The organism is Ruegeria sp. YS9 (genome assembly GCF_024628725.1).
Lineage (GTDB): Bacteria > Pseudomonadota > Alphaproteobacteria > Rhodobacterales > Rhodobacteraceae > Ruegeria > Ruegeria atlantica_C.
In genome coordinates, this window is sequence record NZ_CP102409.1 from 262,331 (window position 1) to 280,440 (window position 18,110).

20 protein-coding genes are annotated in these 18,110 nt (G+C 59.0%); 12 read left to right on the forward strand and 8 right to left on the reverse strand.

Going from position 1 to position 18,110, the window contains the following annotated elements; translation table 11 throughout:
* The first annotated feature begins 93 nt into the window (after positions 1 to 93).
* The 3 genes from NOR97_RS01330 (at position 94) to NOR97_RS01340 (ending at position 3,759) form a co-directional block, all read left to right on the forward strand.
* Entirely contained in the window at positions 94 to 1,752 is a 1,659-nt protein-coding gene (locus NOR97_RS01330) for an NAD+ synthase (protein WP_257599984.1), read from the forward strand.
* A gap of 262 nt (positions 1,753 to 2,014) precedes the next feature.
* Positions 2,015 to 2,290 (forward strand): hypothetical protein, encoded by a 276-nt coding sequence (locus NOR97_RS01335; RefSeq protein ID WP_171363624.1) that lies wholly within the window; start codon positions 2,015 to 2,017, stop codon positions 2,288 to 2,290.
* A 137-nt stretch (positions 2,291 to 2,427) separates the two neighbouring features.
* Positions 2,428 to 3,759 (forward strand): FAD-binding oxidoreductase, encoded by a 1,332-nt coding sequence (locus tag NOR97_RS01340; RefSeq protein ID WP_257599985.1) that lies wholly within the window; start codon positions 2,428 to 2,430, stop codon positions 3,757 to 3,759.
* Positions 3,760 to 3,763: 4 nt separating this feature from the next.
* On the opposite strand, the gene NOR97_RS01345 is transcribed toward NOR97_RS01340, so the two are convergent.
* On the reverse strand, positions 3,764 to 4,696 hold the full coding sequence (locus tag NOR97_RS01345) for an MBL fold metallo-hydrolase (protein ID WP_257599986.1): 933 nt from the start codon (positions 4,694 to 4,696) through the stop codon (positions 3,764 to 3,766).
* Between the two features lie 116 nt (positions 4,697 to 4,812).
* Between NOR97_RS01345 and NOR97_RS01350 the strand changes: the two genes are divergently transcribed.
* Entirely contained in the window at positions 4,813 to 5,247 is a 435-nt protein-coding gene (locus NOR97_RS01350) for a DUF1801 domain-containing protein (protein ID WP_257599987.1), read from the forward strand.
* Between the two features lie 75 nt (positions 5,248 to 5,322).
* Entirely contained in the window at positions 5,323 to 6,648 is a 1,326-nt protein-coding gene (gene gltX, locus NOR97_RS01355; protein WP_170346428.1) for a glutamate--tRNA ligase, read from the forward strand.
* A gap of 53 nt (positions 6,649 to 6,701) precedes the next feature.
* On the opposite strand, the gene NOR97_RS01360 is transcribed toward gltX, so the two are convergent.
* A complete protein-coding gene (locus tag NOR97_RS01360; RefSeq protein ID WP_257599988.1) occupies positions 6,702 to 7,271 on the reverse strand; it encodes a gamma-glutamylcyclotransferase family protein in 570 nt (189 codons plus the stop codon).
* 93 nt (positions 7,272 to 7,364) lie between these two features.
* On the opposite strand from NOR97_RS01360, the gene NOR97_RS01365 reads away from it, so the two are divergent.
* The gene (locus tag NOR97_RS01365; RefSeq protein ID WP_170346430.1) at positions 7,365 to 7,811 is read left to right on the forward strand and encodes an Rrf2 family transcriptional regulator; all 447 of its coding nucleotides are present in this window, start codon (positions 7,365 to 7,367) and stop codon (positions 7,809 to 7,811) included.
* A 2-nt stretch (positions 7,812 to 7,813) separates the two neighbouring features.
* Here NOR97_RS01365 and NOR97_RS01370 read toward each other — a convergent pair whose 3' ends face one another.
* Positions 7,814 to 10,342, reverse strand: coding sequence for an ABC transporter permease (locus tag NOR97_RS01370; RefSeq protein WP_257599989.1), 2,529 nt, complete (start codon positions 10,340 to 10,342; stop codon positions 7,814 to 7,816).
* Positions 10,339 to 11,034 carry an ABC transporter ATP-binding protein gene (locus tag NOR97_RS01375; protein WP_170346432.1) on the reverse strand — a complete coding sequence of 232 codons (696 nt, stop codon included), beginning with the start codon at positions 11,032 to 11,034 and terminating at the stop codon, positions 10,339 to 10,341. Before NOR97_RS01375 ends, NOR97_RS01370 begins: the two co-directional genes overlap by 4 nt.
* Positions 11,035 to 11,100: 66 nt before the next feature.
* On the opposite strand from NOR97_RS01375, the gene NOR97_RS01380 reads away from it, so the two are divergent.
* The gene (locus NOR97_RS01380; RefSeq protein ID WP_257599990.1) at positions 11,101 to 11,727 is read left to right on the forward strand and encodes an arylesterase; all 627 of its coding nucleotides are present in this window, start codon (positions 11,101 to 11,103) and stop codon (positions 11,725 to 11,727) included.
* Between the two features lie 18 nt (positions 11,728 to 11,745).
* Here the strand turns inward: NOR97_RS01380 and NOR97_RS01385 are convergent, their stop codons facing one another.
* The 4 genes from NOR97_RS01385 to NOR97_RS01400 all read right to left on the reverse strand — a co-directional run bounded on the left by NOR97_RS01385 (position 11,746) and on the right by NOR97_RS01400 (position 14,156).
* Complete coding sequence (locus NOR97_RS01385) at positions 11,746 to 12,300, reverse strand: L,D-transpeptidase (RefSeq protein WP_170346434.1); 555 nt, start codon at positions 12,298 to 12,300, stop codon at positions 11,746 to 11,748.
* 164 nt (positions 12,301 to 12,464) lie between these two features.
* Positions 12,465 to 12,671: a cold-shock protein gene (locus NOR97_RS01390; RefSeq protein WP_170346435.1), complete on the reverse strand. Its 207-nt coding sequence runs from the start codon at positions 12,669 to 12,671 to the stop codon at positions 12,465 to 12,467.
* 123 nt (positions 12,672 to 12,794) lie between these two features.
* A complete protein-coding gene (locus tag NOR97_RS01395; protein WP_257599991.1) occupies positions 12,795 to 12,986 on the reverse strand; it encodes a hypothetical protein in 192 nt (63 codons plus the stop codon).
* A gap of 135 nt (positions 12,987 to 13,121) precedes the next feature.
* Positions 13,122 to 14,156 (reverse strand): fatty acid desaturase, encoded by a 1,035-nt coding sequence (locus NOR97_RS01400; protein WP_170346436.1) that lies wholly within the window; start codon positions 14,154 to 14,156, stop codon positions 13,122 to 13,124.
* A gap of 309 nt (positions 14,157 to 14,465) precedes the next feature.
* Here NOR97_RS01400 and rplO point away from each other — a divergent pair, with 309 nt between their 5' ends.
* The 5 genes from rplO (at position 14,466) to rpsK (ending at position 18,028) form a co-directional block, all read left to right on the forward strand.
* Positions 14,466 to 14,939 carry a 50S ribosomal protein L15 gene (gene rplO, locus NOR97_RS01405; RefSeq protein ID WP_170346437.1) on the forward strand — a complete coding sequence of 158 codons (474 nt, stop codon included), beginning with the start codon at positions 14,466 to 14,468 and terminating at the stop codon, positions 14,937 to 14,939.
* A 109-nt stretch (positions 14,940 to 15,048) separates the two neighbouring features.
* A complete protein-coding gene (secY, locus tag NOR97_RS01410) occupies positions 15,049 to 16,413 on the forward strand; it encodes a preprotein translocase subunit SecY (RefSeq protein WP_170346438.1) in 1,365 nt (454 codons plus the stop codon).
* Positions 16,410 to 17,054 carry an adenylate kinase gene (locus NOR97_RS01415; protein WP_257599992.1) on the forward strand — a complete coding sequence of 215 codons (645 nt, stop codon included), beginning with the start codon at positions 16,410 to 16,412 and terminating at the stop codon, positions 17,052 to 17,054. Before secY ends, NOR97_RS01415 begins: the two co-directional genes overlap by 4 nt.
* Positions 17,055 to 17,254: 200 nt before the next feature.
* Positions 17,255 to 17,623, forward strand: a complete 369-nt coding sequence (rpsM, locus tag NOR97_RS01420) for a 30S ribosomal protein S13 (RefSeq protein WP_170346440.1) — start codon at positions 17,255 to 17,257, stop codon at positions 17,621 to 17,623.
* A 15-nt stretch (positions 17,624 to 17,638) separates the two neighbouring features.
* Entirely contained in the window at positions 17,639 to 18,028 is a 390-nt protein-coding gene (gene rpsK / locus NOR97_RS01425; RefSeq protein ID WP_093965380.1) for a 30S ribosomal protein S11, read from the forward strand.
* Positions 18,029 to 18,110: the final 82 nt, after the last annotated feature.

The following is an 18,110-nucleotide window of genomic DNA, read 5'->3' on the forward strand; positions in this document are numbered from 1 at the left end:
TCGAGGGCAGGGCAACGGGTTTTGCCGCATTGGCCTTTTACTCGCGCGATGATCTGCTAAATGGCAATAGGACTGACGAGGCAAGAGGGCAGCATGGCCGACCGTTTCCGCATCACTCTGGCGCAACTGAACCCGACCGTAGGGGACATCGACGGCAATGCGGCCAAGGTCGTTGCCGCGTGGGAACAGGGCAAGGCGGCGGGGGCCGATCTGGTGGCGTTCCCCGAGATGTTCATCACCGGATACAACACGCAGGATCTGGTGCTGAAGCCTGTGTTTCATCGCGCGGCCATGGATGCGGTCGAGACTCTGGCCGCGAAATGCGCCGATGGGCCCGCGATTGCCCTGGGTGGTCCGTGGGTCGATGATGGCAAGTTGTACAATGCCTATCTGATCCTGAAGGGGGGGCGGATCACCAGCAAGGTTCTGAAGCACCACCTGCCGAATGAAACTGTTTTCGACGAAGTGCGCCTGTATGATGCGGGTCCTCTGGGCGGTCCGTATTCGGTTGGCAACTTCCGGATCGGCAGCCCCATCTGCGAGGATGGCTGGCACCCGGATGTGGCGGAAACCCTTGAGGAAACCGGGGCCGAGTTTCTACTGATCCCCAATGGGTCGCCCTATTTCCGGAACAAATACGATGTACGTCTGAACCATATGGTCGCGCGCGTGGTCGAAACGGGCCTGCCGCTGATCTACCTGAACATGGTCGGCGGGCAGGACGATCAGGTCTTTGACGGCGCCAGCTTCGGTCTCAACCCGGGCGGAGAGCTGGCCTTCCGGATGCCGGTATTCGACGAAGTGGTTTCTCAGGTGGATCTTGAGCGTGGCGATGATGGCTGGCGCATTGTGCCGGCAGAAATCGTGCCCCAGCCAGATGTGTGGGAGCAGGATTATCGCGCGATGGTGCAGTCCCTGCGGGACTATATGGGCAAGACCGGTTTCAAAAAGGCAGTTCTGGGACTTTCCGGAGGGATCGATTCCGCCTTGGTGGCGACCATCGCGGTGGATGCCATCGGGGCCGACAGTGTTCGCTGCGTGATGTTGCCGTCGGAATACACCAGCCAAGCGTCATTGGACGATGCCGAGGCCGTCGCCAAGGCGCTGGGTGTGCACTATGACCATGTGCCGATTTCGGAAAGCCGGGCTGCCGTCACCAACACGCTTGCTCCGCTATTTGCGGGGTTGGACGAAGGCTTGACCGAGGAGAACATTCAGTCGCGCCTGCGCGGGCTTTTGCTGATGGCGATTTCGAACAAGTTTGGTGAAATGCTTTTGACCACCGGCAACAAGTCCGAGGTCGCGGTGGGCTATGCCACGATCTATGGCGACATGAATGGCGGCTACAACCCGATCAAGGATCTGTACAAGACCCGCGTGTTCGAAACCTGCCGCTGGCGCAACGCCAATCATCGAGACTGGATGATGGGGCCTGACGGAGAGGTCATTCGCCCGTCCGTCATCGACAAACCCCCCAGCGCCGAACTGCGCGAAGATCAGAAGGACAGTGACAGCCTGCCGGACTATCCGGTACTGGATGGGATACTTGATATTCTGGTCGATCAGGACGGATCCATCGCGGATTGCGTCGCCGCCGGATTTGACGAGGCGGATGCGAGAAGGGTCGAACATCTGATCTATATCAGCGAGTACAAACGGTTCCAGTCCGCTCCGGGCACGCGCTTGAGCAAGCGGGCATTCTGGCTGGACCGGCGGTACCCGATCGTGAATCGCTGGCGCGAACGTCGCTGAAATCGAAGCCAGTTCTGCAAGATCGGAAACAGTGACGTTTCCTTTGCGCGCTTTGTTCCCAGATCGGGGGGTGTTGCCTGTTAAATGGGGCAAAAAAGGCCACCCCAGACTTGTTTGGATGACATTTTTCTGACACATTTTTGCTTGGAAGTTGCCCAATGTGGGGCGGATGCGACGTATTGTTTGTTGAAGTTGCAAAGCTGTTTTTGGTGAACGCGACGTATCCGGGGTTGGATGTCTGAGTGAATGGTTTGGTGTTAAAATGTACGAGGATTATGAAAGATCGCTTCATGCGCCTTTGAAATGGCGCACAATGGAATCTCCGCCGCAAGAATTGGATGAAGAAAAGCTGGATGCAGCAATTGCCGATCTGTTGAATGAGCAGCGGCAGTCGGAAGATCAGAAAGCGGCCATGTTGCGGCCAGAGTTTCCGCAATTGCTTCCTCAGGAAGACGTATCCGCGCAAGCGGCGCTGAAGGAAAACCGGTTGTCCGCGATCTTGCGCCAGAAATGGGCGGAACTGTCCGGCGCAGCGTAACCTTCGGCCCCGCGCATTTAACCTCAGGCGTCCGGGTCACAGATGCCGAAAATCGTATGTTGCGGTGGCAGTTTGTATTGCCCATGCTTTGTCTTTCGGTCTCCATGGCGGTCCAAGCGACAGAGTAAGGCCTATTGATGACCGCGCCCAAACCGACTCCTGTAGAACCTGATCTTGCCCTGCCCAAAACCGTTGATGTCGTGGTCATCGGCGGCGGAATCATCGGCGTTTCAACCGCGTTGGAACTGGCAGAGCGGGGCGCTTCGGTTCTTTTGTGCGAAAAAGGGCAGATTGCAGCCGAACAAAGTTCTCGCAATTGGGGTTGGGTCCGTCTTGGGATGCGGGACCCAAGAGAGATACCCCTGATGCAGGAATCGTCGCGCATCTGGCAGACGCTCGATGACCGGCTGGACCGCAAGACAGGTTACACCCGATCCGGTATCCTTTTTGGCGCATCCGGCAGGCGGGATGCCGGCAACATGGAACGTTGGCTGCACCATGTGGACGGATTGCAGACCGGCGCGCGGATGGTTTCGGGCGGTGAGTTGACAGACCTTTTGCACGGCAACCAATCAGGCTTTGAAACCGCTTTGTACATGCCGCAGGACGGTCGTGCCGAACCTCAATGGACAGCCCCCGCCATTGCCGAAGCTGCGCGGGCTCGGGGCGCGGTGATCATGACGAATTGCGCCGTGCGCAGTGTGGACGTTCAGGCTGGACGTATCGCCGGTGTCTTCACCGAGCGCGGCAGAGTTGCCAGCGGCCGCGTCGTTCTGGCCGGAGGGGCGTGGTCGCGCCTGTTTGCAGGCAATGCGGGGATCGAACTGCCGCAGCTGAAGGTTCTGAATACGGTCCTGCGCACATCCCCCATCGCAGAGGGGCCCGAGGTGTCGTTGTGGTCGGATGACTTTGCGATCCGAAAACGGGCCGATGGCGGTTACACAATTGCCTCCGGTCATGAGAATACCGTGGACATCGTGCCGGACAGTTTTCGATTGGCGATGCAGTTCCTGCCGGCTTTTGTGCAGGAATGGAAATCTCTGCGCTTTCGCCTGTCCAAACGCTGGACGATCGAAGCAAAACAGGACCGGAGATGGCTGCCAACTGATGTGACACCATTCGAAAAGTGCCGGATCCTGGACCCTGAGCCGTCGCAAAAAACGTTGCGACGCGCCTGGGCCAGTGCATGCAAGGGATATCCCGCTGTGCAAACGGGCGAGATCGTACAAAGCTGGGCAGGTATGATCGATGTGACGCCGGATGCCATTCCCGTCATCTCGGGTGTGGATGACCTGCCGGGAATGTACATCGCCACCGGGTTTTCAGGCCATGGTTTTGGAATCGGACCCGGGGCGGGGCGGCTGATGGCTGATCTGGTTTCAGAAACAGTGCCTTGCGTGGACCCGGCTGCCTTTCGCCTGTCGCGGTTCAGCGACGGTTCAAAAGTGCGACCGGATCCGGGGTACTGACAGCCTAACCCATCATCTGGTAGCTGACCGGGACAAAGCGGAAGCCTTCTCCGCGTGCCTCAACATAGCCTGCACCGGGGAAAGGCATGTGATAGCCGACCATGGGCACTTTGTCGGCAGCCAGCATGCCAAGGACATTGCGGCGCGCGGCAGTTGCTGCGGCCTTGTCCATGTCAAACCGGATTTCCCATTCGGGATGAGCGAAAGACCAGACATAATGGTTGGCCAGATCCGCCGTCAGCACCAGACGTTGCCCGTTGCTTTCCAGATGATAGACCGTGTGGCCTGGTGTATGGCCATAAGCGGCAACCGCGGTAATGCCCGAGGCGACCTCGCCCCCGTCTTCGACAAAGGTCATTTTCTCGGCCAGTGGTGTGACTTTTTCGGCGACCAGATCGCCCACGCGATTGCCTGCGTCCTGCGCAGCCCAGAAATCATATTCCGGAGAAGCCGTCACGTAGCGCGCATTGGCGAAGGTGGGCGCGCCTTCGGTCGTCATGCCACCGATATGGTCAGGGTGCATATGCGTTATCACGACCACATCGATCTGATCCGGGGTTACACCCGCATCTGCCAGCGCGGCCTGTATGCCACCTTGCCCCAGACCGGTATCAAACAGAACCAGCTCTGAGCCTGTGTTGACCAGCGAGGGGGTAAAGAAAAACTGTGCGACGTCTGCGGGAATGAAGTTCTCAGCCGAAACCTTGGCGAATTCTTCGTCCGTCGCTCCGCCCCCAAAAATCTCTTTGGCTCCGTCGCGTGGAAAGCTGCCATCCAGCAGGGTCGTGACCGTGAAGTCGCCAACATGAAATGACTTGGCGATGGTCGAGTTTGCTTTGGTTTCCGGGCTTGCGGCCAGAACCGGTGCAGCTGCGGTTGCAAACGGCAAGGCGGCGGCAGTTCCCAAAGCGGCGCGGCGCGTGAGTTTCATTGTCATCTTCGTTCTCCCTGTCAGGACATCATTGTTGCAGTTAGGGCGTCGAGAGTCTCTTGCCAGTTTATACGCCATTCAGATGGGGTGCATGGATGAATAATACGTGTTAATTTTTGTTCATGGCGCGATCAGACAACAAGACAGTTCCGACAGATCAAAGCGTCGAGAATTTCCTGAGAACGGTTCAACCGGCGCGCCGTGCTGAAGACGCGCACCAGCTTGACAAATTGTTTCGCGCCACCACCGGGTTTAGCCCGGTCATGTGGGGCCCGTCGATCGTCGGGTATGGCCGCTACCATTATCGCTACAAATCGGGTCGTGAAGGCGACTTTCTGGCAACCGGTTTTTCGCCGCGCAAATCAGCTTTGGTGATTTACATCATGCCGGGTTACGCAGGTTTTGCGGATCTCATGGCCAGATTGGGAAAACACAAACTGGGCAAGTCCTGTCTTTACGTCAACAAACTGGCGGATATCGACACGGGCGTTTTGGGCGAACTCATTCGCGCCGGATTGGACGACCTCGACAGGGTGTGGCCGGTGAAACCATTCTGAATCACCTGATGGATCAAGCGGCGGCTGGACAAAAACGCCCCCATGTGACAAGAGCCGCGCCAACAGGAGACACCCATGACAACCACCCGTTTCGCCCCGTCGCCCACCGGTTACATCCATGTGGGCAACCTGCGCACCGCCCTGATGAACTATCTGATTGCCCGCAAGGCAGGCGGTACGTTCATCCTGCGCATCGATGATACCGACCCCGAACGGTCGAAAGAAGAATATGTCGATGCCATCAAGCAGGACCTGGAATGGCTGGGTTTGCATTGGGACCGGGTCGAGCGTCAGTCGGACCGTCTGGATCGCTATGCCGAAGCGGCCGACAAGCTGCGCGCGATGGGTCGTTTGTACGAGGCATTCGAAACGCCGACCGAACTGGATCTGAAACGCAAGAAGCAACTGAACATGGGCAAGCCGCCGGTCTATGACCGCGCTGCGCTGAACCTGTCGGAGGCCGAAAAAGAAGCCTTGCGCGCCGAACGTGGCAACGGCGTCTGGCGCTTCAAGCTGGATCATGAACGTATCGAATGGAATGACGGCATTCTTGGCGACATCTCGATTGATGCGGCTTCGGTTTCCGATCCGGTTCTGATCCGTGGCGATGGTCAGGTTCTCTATACGATTGCGTCGGTTGTGGATGATACTGAAATGGGCGTAACTGATGTCGTACGGGGTTCGGACCATGTGACCAACACGGCGACGCAGATCCAGATCATCGAGGCGCTGGGCGGGCGTTGTCCGCGTTTTGCCCACCATTCTCTGCTGACTGGTCCGCAGGGCGAGGCATTGTCGAAACGGCTGGGCACGCTGGCTTTGCGCGATCTTCGCGAACAGGGTGTGCAACCGATGGCGTTGCTGAGCCTGATGGCGCGTCTGGGCTCGTCTGATCCGGTTGAGCTGCGCTCGGAAATGGCCGAGCTGATCGACGGATTTGATGTGAACCGGTTTGGTGCCGCGCCGACCAAGTTCGATGTACAGGACCTGTTCCCGCTGACCGCCAGGTATTTGCAATCGCTGCCGCTGTCCGATGTGGCCGGTGCCGTTGCGGATGCCGGTGTTCCCGATGAATTGGCAGAACCTTTCTGGGCCATGGCCCGTGAAAACATCACCACCCTGGCCGATCTCAAGGGCTGGTGGGAGCTGTGCCGTGACGGGGCCGATCCCCTGATCGCCGATGAAGATCAGGAATTCATTGCCCAGGCGATGGCTTTGCTGCCCGAAGGCCCGTTCGACGGCGAGACCTGGAACACCTGGACCAAAGCCGTGAAAGAGGCAACCGGTCGCAAGGGCAAAGGTCTGTTCATGCCGCTGCGCAAAGCGCTGACCGGCAAGGAGCGCGGCCCGGAAATGGCAGCGCTGATGCCGTTGCTACAGGTGATCCGCGCGCGCGGCTAACGTGGTGGCACATCAGAATTCTGGGCCACGTCTTCGGCGTGGCCCTTTTTTGTTTACGCTGGTTGCACAAATCGAACCGACAAACTGGTCAGGCGGTCATCGACAAAATCACGTTCGACAGGTTTGAGTTGCTGGTGGCGTGGATAACGCGGTTCGGCGCGATCATTCAGGATCGGGGCATCCCATCCGGTTGTCGTCTCAAAGAATCGATCCGCGCCGTCCTCGCCGAATGCCCGCAAGTAACCTTGCACGACAACGTCGATATAGCTGAGCAGCAATGGATGGTGATTGCTGGGCTCGCTGTGCCGATCCTGAGGGACGGCGTAGACAGCTATTTCGACATCGTGCGTCAGGGGATGTGAAACCGACTGCGTTGCAGGAATTCGGTCATACGCCCATTCCCGTTCATCCAGCGCGGCCCAGTCATTTTTTGGAACATGCGCAATCATGCCTTCGATCTCTGACTCGGGGTCGGGCACGGCAGTCAGAAACGCCACGGGTCGCAGATCGGTATGCTGCCAGGCCCGCCGCCAACCTTTCAGTCGCGCGGGGCGCGGATCGGGGAAATCATGCGTCGCGAGGTTCACGAGGCTGCCATAGCCAAAGAAATAGGGGTCGGCCATCCGAGAAGTGTCCTTTGGGTCGATTGATGTATGTCAAACCGCTTTTTTCCCGGACATGCAATAAGGTTGCATCTTGATTTTAGGGAGGCCCTCATGCGGATTACCAAACGGACGAATATCGCTGTGCGCCTGTTGATGTATTGCGCAGCTCACCCGGACAGGCTGGTCACGAAATCCGAAATCGCCGAAGTGTGCAACATTTCGGAAAACCATCTGGCGCAGGTGATCAATCAGCTGAGCCAGCTGAACTATCTGAGCACGCAGCGCGGTCGTAACGGTGGCATGTCGCTGGCGCGCCCCGCGGATCAGATCCGCATCGGTGCGGTGTTCCGGCATGTTGAAGGGGCTTTGCCTATTGCCGAGTGTTTCGCCGACGCTGACAACACGTGCCCGCTCACGGATGCCTGCCGGCTGAGGCTTGCGCTTCAGGACGCGGCAGAGGTGTTCTATGCGTCCCTGGACGATGTTACCCTGGATGCGCTGGTATGTGACAATGATCCGCTGCTGAGGCTCTTGCAGCCTGTGGCCTGCGTGCGCTGATTTCAATCGCTTGCGCGCAATATGCGCGCCGGACGCACCGAAAGTGGCCGCAGGGCAAATACCAGCCCGGCACATAACGTGACGCCTATCCCGGCCAGAACGATGCCGAAGGCCGATGACCAGATGACCGTGAACTCTGTGTCGAAGATGTAGGTGGCAACGGCCCAGCCGCCCAGGATACCAACGAACAGCGCGACGCAACCCGCGGCGGCCCCAAGCAGAACAGATCGCAGGCCAAAGCTGCGCAGGATATGGCTGCGGTCTGCACCCAGTGTCCTGAGGATTGCTGCTTCGTACCTGCGGGCAGGTTCGCCCGCCGCCGCTGCACCGATCAGCACCAGAAATCCGGTCAGCAGGGATACTCCCGCGCCATACGAGGTTGCTGCGGCGATGCCTGCCAGCAGGCCCGAGACGCGATCAATGGCGTCGCGCACCCGGATGGCCGTGATATTGGGGAACTGGCCTGCAAGATCCCGCAGGATGGCTGCCTCAGCCTGTTCGTCGGCATAGACCGTCGCGATAAAGCTGTGCGGCGCACCCGCCAGCGCAGAGGGGTTCATCGACATGACAAAGCCCATTCCCGCGGTAGAGAAATCCACCTCGCGCAGGGACGTCAGTTCTGCCGTGATGTCACGCCCCAGGATATTGACGGTCAGTTGGTCGCCCAGGTTCAGGCCCATCTCTTCGGCTTCTTCTGCGGCAAAGCTGACCTGCGGTGCACCTGCGTAATCTTCGGCCCACCACTCCCCTGCGGTCAGGCGTGCGTTCGGCGGCGGTTGAACCGAATAGGTCACGCCGCGATCCCCTTCCAGAACCCAGTGATCTCCGGCCACGTCCCGAGCGGGCCGGCCATTGATCTGCGTGATGATCCCGCGCAACATCGGCGCGCTTTCAATGCGGCTGACCGCGGGGTCGCTTTGCAGGCGCTCGGTGAAGCCGGGCATTTGATCTTTCTGGATGTCTACAAAGAAGTACGACGGCGCCACATCCGGCAGGTTGCCCGAAATGGCGTTGCGCAGGGTGCCGTCGATCTGCCCGACCGCTGCCAGCACCGACAGGCCCAGCCCCAGCGACAGAACCACAGACCCTGCGCCTTCGCGTGGGTCCGAGATGGCCGACAACGCCCATCTGACGGTGGGCCGCCCGCGGGCCAACGAAGCCCCAGCCCGGGCCAGTTTGCGAATGGCATAAGCGGCGAGGGCCAACAGCGCCAGTGCACCGACAAGCCCGCCACCGGTCCAGACAGTAAGCCGCGTCGAGCCACTGAACCATGACGCCAGGGCGATCAGCAACAACAGCCCGACACCCGTTGCCACGACGTAAATCAGACGCGGAAAGGGGCGGGCCGAGCTTAACGCGTCGCGAAACAACGTCGCGGCGCGCACATCCTCGGTGCGGGCCAGAGGCCAGAGGGTGAACAGGAACGCTGTGAGCAGACCGTATATTGCTGCCTCGATCAGCGGCTGTGGATACAGGGAAAACACTGCGGGAACCGGCAATTGGCTTTCCAGCAGCGGGGCCAGAACAAGCGGCGCCAACCCACCCAGCGTCAGGCCGATCACGATCCCGAAGACGGACAGAACGCCAATTTGAATCATGTAGGTTTGAAAAATGGTGGCGCGATCGGCCCCCAAGGTGCGCAGCGTCGCAACGGTTTCCGTCTTCTGCGTCAGATAAGCACGCACGGCGGCAGACACGCCGATGCCGCCGACGGCAAGCCCCGACAGCCCGACAAGGACAAGAAAGGCACTCAGGCGATTGACGAACTCGGATATCCCGGGGGCACCGTTGCGCGCGTCCGTCCAACGCATCCCGGTGCCTTCGAATGCTGCATCAGCTTTTGCGGATACATCCGAAAGATCTGCGTTCCGGGGCAGGATCATCCTGTACTTTGTCGAAAACAGTGTTCCGGGTTCCAGCAGACCGGACGCCTGCAACGCCTCGGTTCGTACCAGAGTACGCGGCCCAAGACCAAACCCATCCGCCGCACTGTCGGGCTCGTCCAGCAAGGCAGCCGTCAGGATGAACTCTTGCGTCCCAAGTGAAAACCGATCACCGACGGACACCCCAAGCCGGTCCATCAGCACAGGTTCCATCACCGCCCCGGGCAAGCCGGAACTGCCGTTCAGGGCGTCTTCCAGCGGGATCTCGGGTTCCAGCCGTACCGAGCCGACAAGTGGGTACGCGGCGTCGACCGACTTGACCTGAGTCAGCGCTCGTTCCGGACCTGTCGCGCCGGGCACGACGGCCATCGAGCGGAAATCGACAATCTCGGAAACGCCCGCAGACGTCTGTTGCATCCACGCGCGTTCGGCCGGGTCGGCAAATCGATAGGTGAACTCAAGCTCGGCATCGCCCCCCAGCAGCGAGGCTCCTTCCTGAGCCAGTCCCGTCTGGATGGCTGTACGGACCGAACCGACGGCCGCGATGGCCGCGACCCCCAACGCCAAACAGGCCAGAAAGATCCGAAAACCACTCAGGCCTCCGCGTAGCTCGCGGCGGGCGAGCCGCCCGGCCATCCGCAGGCTCATTCAGCGGCCTCCTGCCGGGTCTCTTCGGCGATCCTGCCGTCACGCAACCGAACGACCCGATCACATCTTTCGGCCAATGAATGGCTGTGTGTCACCAAAACCAGGGTTGCGTCGTATTTCCGACGCAGACCAAACAGCAGATCAACAATTGCGGCCCCGTTGGTTTCGTCCAGGTTCCCGGTCGGTTCATCAGCCAACAGGATTTTGGGACGTGGCGCAGATGCTCGTGCCAGGGCAACACGTTGTTGTTCTCCGCCCGACAGTTGCGCCGGGTAATGGTCGCGACGGTGCGACAGGCCCACGGCGTCCAGCTCTTGCTCGGCCCGGTCGAACGCATCCTTGTGCCCCGCCAGTTCCAGTGGGGTCGCCACGTTTTCAAGCGCCGTCATTGTTGGGATCAGGTGGAAGTTCTGAAACACCACCCCCATACTGTCGCGCCGAAACCGGGCCAGTGCGTCCTCATCCATGTCGGTCAGGTCCTGACCCAGCGCCACGATTTGACCACGCGTGGCCTGTTCCAACCCGCCCATCAACATCAGCAGCGAAGACTTGCCCGAGCCCGAAGGCCCGATAAGCCCCAGCGTCTCGCCCTTGTTCACGGTCAACGTAATGTCATGCAGAATATCGACCCGCCCGGCATTGCCATCCAGTGACAAAGCGGCATTTTGGAGGGCGAGAACAGCAGTCGTCATGGGTCTACCCGAAAAAGGAGCGGTCTTTTGGGATATGGAGCGATCACTACGTTGCGCAAGGCTTTGATGGCAGGCCTTTTCACGTGGTGCGGTTTTGCGGCCACAGCCGAACAAGTGGTGATTGCGGCTTTGGGAGACTCGCTGACTCAGGGCTATGGGCTGGTGGAGGAGAACGGGTTTGTTCCGCAGCTTGACCGTTGGCTGCACGCGCAGGGGGCGGATGTCAGGGTAATCAACGCCGGGGTTTCGGGCGATACCACGGCGGGCGGGGCCGCGCGCGTGGATTGGACCCTGACCCCGGATGTGGACGGGATGATCGTGGCCTTGGGTGGGAACGATCTGTTGCGGGGGATCGATCCGGCCGTCTCAAAAGCCAATTTGCGCAAGATCCTGGACGTGGCGCGGGGCGCGAATGTACCGGTTCTGCTGATCGGCATGCAGGCGCCGGGCAACTATGGGGCCGATTACAAGCAAGCTTTTGACGGGATGTACCCTGACCTGGCACAGGAGTTCGATGTCCTCTTCGCCGCCAGTTTCTTTGAAGGGCTTACGGCAGAGGGCGACCCCGGTGCGGTATCGCAGTTCATGCAGCCTGACGGAATACATCCAAACACGGACGGGGTGGCAAAGATCGTTGAATCACTGGGGCCGTCCGTTCTGAAGCTGGTTGATCAGGCAGATCGAGCGGAATAGGCGCCCATCCATGCGCACTCAGACGACTGTAACGACAGTTCCGATCGGGACCCGATTGTACAAATCGATCACATGCTCGTTCAGCATTCGTATGCAACCGTTGGACACTGCGCGACCGATGGTTTGCGGCTGTGTCGTGCCGTGGATACGGAAATAGGTATCGACACCGTTCTGGAACAGATACAGCGCCCGCGCGCCCAGCGGGTTGTCTCCGCCACCGGGTTGGACATAGTCATTGTCCTTGAATTTTGCGTAAGCGACGGGATCACGTTCGATCATCTCATCGGTCGGACGCCAGGTCGGCCATTCCTTTTTCACATCGATGGTGGCTGTGCCGGTAAACTCCAGCCCCGCCTTGCCGACACCGCAGCCATAGCGGATCGCCTTGCGAGGTTCAGTGACGAAATAGAGATAGAACGACCGGGGCGCGACCAGCAGCTGACCTGGTACAAACTGTTTTTTGATGCGCACGAATTGCGGTGTCGGATCATACTCGACCGCCTTTTTGGCGCTGGCGATGCCCGGCAACATGCTGGCCGCCGTTCCGGCCAGAAAAATACGGCGTGTAAACATCGAAACCCTCGTCGAATGACCAATGAAACTGAAACCAATTTCATCATGATATGATATTTGGTCAATTCTAGGGCAGACATCACGTGGACGTGATGTGTTCTGCCTGCCACCGGAAGGTCGCGGCGGGAAAGGGGCGAGGGGGATCCCCTCACCCGATCTCAAGCTCAGGCCAGCTGGATGCTGTCGGCGCTTTCGCGGCCGTCACGGCCGGCACGCAGCTCGTACGTGACTTTCTGGTTGTCGGCCAGACCGGTCAGGCCCGAACGCTCGACAGCCGAGATGTGTACGAATACATCTTTGCCGCCCTCTTCCGGTGCGATGAAGCCGAAGCCTTTGGTGGTATTGAACCATTTTACGGTGCCTGTAGGCATATCCGTGTCTCCTGTTTGAGTGCTGCCCACGGAGTTGCGGCAGCCTGGCGTCGTCGGTCTGTATCGATAGACTGACTGCCGATGAAGGAGACAGTAGGTCGAATAGATAAACGTAAGCTCTTTTCATATGGCATCGGGGCGGGGGTGTGACAAGAGATTTTGTTGGGTTTGTGCATGGGTATGAGCGATTTCCGCCGTGCCTACATGCCCGGGGGCCGCGTATTCTTTCAAGGTGCCGCAGCCTTGCCCAGAATCGACGAACAGGTTGAACGGCTGCATTTGGTCATCACAGAAACCGTGCAGAGTGGTGTTCATGTCGGCAGATGGTCACGCGCCCTTTTCGCAGCCATGCAGGTCGCGATGGATGGAGAGAATCCCGCGCCACACGCCCCTGTCGTCGGCGCAAGGGACACGCTGCGATATCAGGAAACAAGCTGGCAGGCATGCCCGTTACTTGTAAAGTGCGCGGGCCTCGGCGAAGGACAGCAGACGACGGTTCTTCTCGTCCCACAGGTGAAGCCGCGCATTGGCAAGACTTTCCCGAATGGTCATCCGGTTGCTGTTCGCCAGTTCTTCATGATCGCGCAGCACTTCGGTCAGGCGGTAGAACGGAATGCGGCTGTAGAGGTGGTGTACATGGTGGATGCCGATATTGGCACTGAACCACTGCAACACCGAGGGCAGGATATAGTGTGAACTTCCGTGCAGCGCCGCCTCATGCAGTTGCCAGTCTGCATCGGCGTCCCAATGCGTGTTCTCGAACTGGTGTTGTACATAAAACAGCCACACTCCGGCCGTTGCGGCAATCAGTGTCGACGGCAGAAAGATCAGCAACATCGGCATCAGCCCGCCAAAATAGTAGATGGCCACCAGTGCAATCAGAATGGCAAGATTGGTCGCCATCGCGCTGACCCAGAACCTGACGCTGTCCGTCAGGCCCAGCGGAAGGCGGTTTTGAAACAAAAACAGATAGCCAGGGCCAAGTACGAACAAAGTGATCGGGTTCCGGTACACGCGATACCAGAACCTGTTCAGTGGTGTTTTGGCCCGATATTCGGCCACGGTCAGGGTATGGATATCGCCCATCCCGCGCTTGTCCAGGTTGCCTGAACTGTTGTGATGTGCGGAGTGCGTGCGGCGCCAGACATCATATGGGGTCAGTGTCAGAACACCGATGCCGCGCCCGATCCAATCACTGACGGTCCGATTCTTGAAGAACGCGCCATGCCCGCAATCATGCTGGATGGCAAACAAGCGCAGCAGAAAGGCCGCATTGAGGACGGAAAGCGCAAAGGCCAGCCAATAGCTGACCGACAGTGACATCCAGGACAAAGCCCACAGCGCGAAAAAGGGGATAATGCTTATGCCCAGCTCAAAAGAGCTGCGCATTTGGTCCGGTTCGCGATATCTGGCAAGCGTTGTTACCCAGTCACGTGCGGCGGTGGTCTCCGGCTTTACCCGGTGCGAGGGAGAGGGTTCAGTCATACGCCTGCCAGTCAAGTGTTTGCAGGCCACCGGATAGACGACCACCCCGACATAGCAAGCAGTTTTTGTAAAAGTCGCTGCATTTTACGGTCACTTTTCGGTCAAGGGCCGGCAGAGGTGCCCTTTGCGTAACACTTGGCTCGGGTCCCCATGCCGGAACTTCAGGGCGCAGGGCAATCTACAGGCTTGTCAAGTGCGTTTATCGGGCCTATACGCCTGCGGTGGCTTTCCGCCACGAGAATCAAAACCAAGAAATGCCGTGTTTGGCCCATCACGCTTCGGGGTCATATCCGGCTTAGGAGAAGCGACATGAAACTGAACGAATTGCGCGACAATCCCGGCGCCAGCCCGAAACGCACCCGCGTTGGCCGTGGTCCGGGTTCCGGCAAAGGTAAAATGGGTGGCCGTGGTATCAAAGGCCAGAAATCCCGTTCGGGTGTGGCCATCAATGGCTATGAAGGCGGTCAGATGCCATTGTACCAGCGTCTTCCCAAGCGTGGCTTCAACAAGCCGAACCGCAAGGAATTCGCCGTTGTCAACCTGGGTCTGATCCAGAAATTCGTCGAAGCGGGCAAGCTGGACGCTTCGGCTGCGATCACCGAAGACGCTCTGGTTGCGTCCGGTCTGGTTCGCCGCAAGCTGGACGGTATCCGCGTTCTGGCCAAAGGCGAAATCAGCGCCAAGGTGAACCTGGAAGTGACCGGTGCTTCGAAATCTGCCGTCGAGGCAGTCGAGAAAGCGGGCGGTTCACTGAAGGTCACAAAAGCTGCTGCGGCAGAGTAATCGCTTGTGAGCGGGCAAAGACCCGCTTACATAGACCTCAGAGTTTTCCAAGACGCCGTCCGAGCCGGAAAACGGTTCCGGGCGGCGTTTGCATAAGAGAGACCGATTTATGGTATCAGCAGCAGAACAAATGGCAGCCAACACAAGCTGGGCTGCTCTGGGCAAGGCCACCGATCTGCGCAACCGCATCCTGTTCACGCTGGGTTTGCTGATCGTCTATCGTCTGGGCACATTCATTCCGGTGCCGGGGATCGACGGGGCAGCTTTGCGCGAATTCATGGAGCAGGCGGGGCAGGGCATCGGCGGCATGATTTCGATGTTCACCGGCGGGGCGCTGGGGCGGATGGGTATCTTTGCCCTCGGCATCATGCCCTACATCTCGGCCTCGATCATCGTTCAGCTGCTGACATCGATGGTTCCCGCGCTCGAGCAACTCAAGAAAGAGGGCGAGCAAGGGCGCAAGAAGATCAACCAGTACACCCGGTTCGGCACCGTGGCTCTGGCCACCGTTCAGGCTTATGGCCTGGCCGTTTCGCTGGAATCGGGCGATCTGGCGACTGATCCGGGTCTCTATTTCCGGATGTCGACCATGATAACGCTGGTTGGCGGCACCATGTTCCTGATGTGGCTGGGTGAGCAAATCACCGCGCGCGGTATCGGCAACGGCATCTCTCTGATCATCTTTGTCGGCATCATTGCCGAGGTTCCGGCTGCTCTGGCGCAGTTCTTTGCAAGCGGCCGCAGCGGTGCAATCAGCCCTGCCGTCATCGTTGGCGTGATCGTCATGGTGATCGCGGTCATCACTTTCGTGGTGTTCATGGAACGTGCATTGCGCAAGATCCACATTCAGTATCCGCGCCGCCAGGCCGGTATGAAAATCTACGAAGGCGGCTCAAGCCACCTGCCGGTCAAGGTCAACCCCGCAGGTGTCATTCCGGCGATCTTCGCCAGCTCGCTGCTGCTGTTGCCGGTCACGATCTCGACCTTCTCGTCAGGTGCCGCGAACGGGCCCGTCATGTCTTGGCTGCTGGCCAATTTCGGCCCCGGACAGCCGCTTTACCTGCTGTTCTTTGCCTCGATGATCGTGTTCTTTGCCTATTTCTATACGTTCAACGTGTCGTTCAAACCGGACGATGTGGCGGACAACCTGAAAAAGCAGAACGGTTTCGTGCCCGGCATCCGCCCCGGCAAGAAAACCGCTGAATATCTGGAATACGTGGTCAACCGCGTGCTGGTGCTGGGTTCGGGCTATCTGGCGGCGGTCTGCCTGCTGCCCGAAATCCTGCGGGGCCAGTTTGCCATTCCGTTCTATTTCGGCGGCACCTCGGTTCTGATTATCGTCTCTGTGACCATGGACACGATCCAGCAGGTTCAGAGCCATCTGCTGGCGCATCAATATGAAGGGCTGATCGAAAAGTCCCAACTGCGTGGCAAAGGCAAGAAACGCGGCAGAAAGGGAGCTGCTCGTCGATGAACATCATTCTTCTGGGCCCCCCGGGGGCAGGCAAGGGAACGCAGGCGCGTCACCTGGTTGAAACCCGCGGTATGATCCAGCTGAGCACGGGTGACATGCTGCGCGAGGCGCGGACCAGCGGCACAGAGATGGGCAAGAAGGTTGCAGCGATCATGGACGCGGGCAAGCTTGTCACCGATGAGATCGTGATCGGCCTTATCGAAGAGAAACTGACCACCGAAAAGGGCGCCGGTTTCATCTTTGACGGCTTCCCCCGCACGCTGGCACAGGCCGACGCGCTGTCGGCTCTGCTGACCAAGCTGGGTCAGTCTCTGCACACCGTGATCGAGATGCGTGTGGATGATGATGCGCTGGTGGAACGGATTACCGCGCGGTCAACCTGCGGCGGATGTGGTGAGGTCTACAACGACAAGACCAAGCCGATCCCGGCTGATGGAAAGTGCACCAATTGCGGCAAGAAAAACGACTTCGTGCGTCGCGCTGACGACAACGAGGAAAGCCTTCGCACGCGTCTGATGGAATACTACAAGAAGACGTCGCCGCTGATTGGCTATTACTACGCCAAGGGTGATCTGCGCCCGGTGAACGGGCTGGCGGACATCAAGGAAGTCACGGCGTCGATCGAAGCCATTCTCGGCTGAGTTCAATATGGGCTTGACGGCACCGCCAAAAGCCCATATCGACCCCCATCCCTAAAGGGAATCAAGATCGCGTGAGGGATTCGTCGCTTGCGCCCCGACCACCTCGAATAATACTGGACCCTCTGGCGTCACTGCCACGGTCAGGTGTTGTGAAAAAAGGTTCCGGAGTTACGGAACCGCAACAAAAAGGAAAGTGACACGTGGCACGTATTGCCGGCGTAAACATCCCGACTGCAAAGCGGGTACCTATCGCCCTCACATATATCACCGGTATCGGAAACACTTCGGCCAACGCAATTTGCGAAGCCGTAGGCATCGACGCATCGCGTCGTGTCAACGAACTGTCCGACGCCGAAGTTCTGGCCATCCGCGAGCACATCGACGCAAACTTTACCGTCGAAGGTGACCTGCGTCGTGAAGTTCAGATGAACGTCAAGCGCCTGATGGACCTGGGCTGCTATCGCGGTCTGCGCCATCGCCGCAACCTGCCGGTTCGCGGTCAGCGTACCCACACCAATGCTCGTACCCGCAAAGGCCCCGCAAAGGCCATCGCTGGTAAGAAGAAATAAGGGAGGGTCTGACCGATGGCACGTGACAAGACTCGCGTTAAGCGCAAAGAGCGCAAGAACATCGCATCGGGCGTTGCCCATGTGAATTCGACCTTCAACAACACCAAGATCCTGATTTCGGACGTGCAGGGCAACGCCATTGCATGGTCCTCTGCCGGGACCATGGGTTTCAAAGGGTCGCGTAAATCGACACCCTACGCCGCTCAGATGGCTGCCGAAGACGCAGGCAAGAAGGCGCAGGAACATGGCGTCAAGACGCTGGAAGTCGAAGTTCAGGGCCCCGGTTCGGGCCGTGAATCGGCACTGCGCGCGCTGGCTGCCGTGGGCTTCAACATCACGTCTATCCGCGACGTGACGCCGATTGCTCACAACGGCTGCCGACCGCCGAAGCGTCGTCGCGTCTAAGCGATTTTGAATTGAGCTGGGGCTGTGTTTCTGCACGGCCCCAGCACGTCATTTTGAACCTCGGGCGTCTGCACCTTGTTGG

Bases quoted from the DNA above. Each gene is read 5' to 3' on its own strand.
- NOR97_RS01385 (WP_170346434.1), bottom strand. From the start codon at position 12,300: ATGTTTACACGCCGTATTTTTCTGGCCGGAACGGCGGCCAGCATGTTG.
- NOR97_RS01330 (WP_257599984.1), top strand. From the start codon at position 94: ATGGCCGACCGTTTCCGCATCACTCTGGCGCAACTGAACCCGACCGTA.
- NOR97_RS01360 (WP_257599988.1), bottom strand. From the start codon at position 7,271: ATGGCCGACCCCTATTTCTTTGGCTATGGCAGCCTCGTGAACCTCGCG.
- NOR97_RS01415 (WP_257599992.1), top strand. From the start codon at position 16,410: ATGAACATCATTCTTCTGGGCCCCCCGGGGGCAGGCAAGGGAACGCAG.
- NOR97_RS01380 (WP_257599990.1), top strand. From the start codon at position 11,101: ATGGCAGGCCTTTTCACGTGGTGCGGTTTTGCGGCCACAGCCGAACAA.
- NOR97_RS01400 (WP_170346436.1), bottom strand. From the start codon at position 14,156: ATGACTGAACCCTCTCCCTCGCACCGGGTAAAGCCGGAGACCACCGCC.
- NOR97_RS01390 (WP_170346435.1), bottom strand. From the start codon at position 12,671: ATGCCTACAGGCACCGTAAAATGGTTCAATACCACCAAAGGCTTCGGC.
- rplO (WP_170346437.1), top strand. From the start codon at position 14,466: ATGAAACTGAACGAATTGCGCGACAATCCCGGCGCCAGCCCGAAACGC.
- NOR97_RS01370 (WP_257599989.1), bottom strand. From the start codon at position 10,342: ATGAGCCTGCGGATGGCCGGGCGGCTCGCCCGCCGCGAGCTACGCGGA.
- NOR97_RS01375 (WP_170346432.1), bottom strand. From the start codon at position 11,034: ATGACGACTGCTGTTCTCGCCCTCCAAAATGCCGCTTTGTCACTGGAT.
- secY (WP_170346438.1), top strand. From the start codon at position 15,049: ATGGTATCAGCAGCAGAACAAATGGCAGCCAACACAAGCTGGGCTGCT.
- NOR97_RS01365 (WP_170346430.1), top strand. From the start codon at position 7,365: ATGCGGATTACCAAACGGACGAATATCGCTGTGCGCCTGTTGATGTAT.
- NOR97_RS01340 (WP_257599985.1), top strand. From the start codon at position 2,428: ATGACCGCGCCCAAACCGACTCCTGTAGAACCTGATCTTGCCCTGCCC.
- NOR97_RS01345 (WP_257599986.1), bottom strand. From the start codon at position 4,696: ATGACAATGAAACTCACGCGCCGCGCCGCTTTGGGAACTGCCGCCGCC.
- gltX (WP_170346428.1), top strand. From the start codon at position 5,323: ATGACAACCACCCGTTTCGCCCCGTCGCCCACCGGTTACATCCATGTG.
- NOR97_RS01350 (WP_257599987.1), top strand. From the start codon at position 4,813: ATGGCGCGATCAGACAACAAGACAGTTCCGACAGATCAAAGCGTCGAG.
- NOR97_RS01335 (WP_171363624.1), top strand. From the start codon at position 2,015: ATGTACGAGGATTATGAAAGATCGCTTCATGCGCCTTTGAAATGGCGC.
- NOR97_RS01395 (WP_257599991.1), bottom strand. From the start codon at position 12,986: ATGAACACCACTCTGCACGGTTTCTGTGATGACCAAATGCAGCCGTTC.
- rpsK (WP_093965380.1), top strand. From the start codon at position 17,639: ATGGCACGTGACAAGACTCGCGTTAAGCGCAAAGAGCGCAAGAACATC.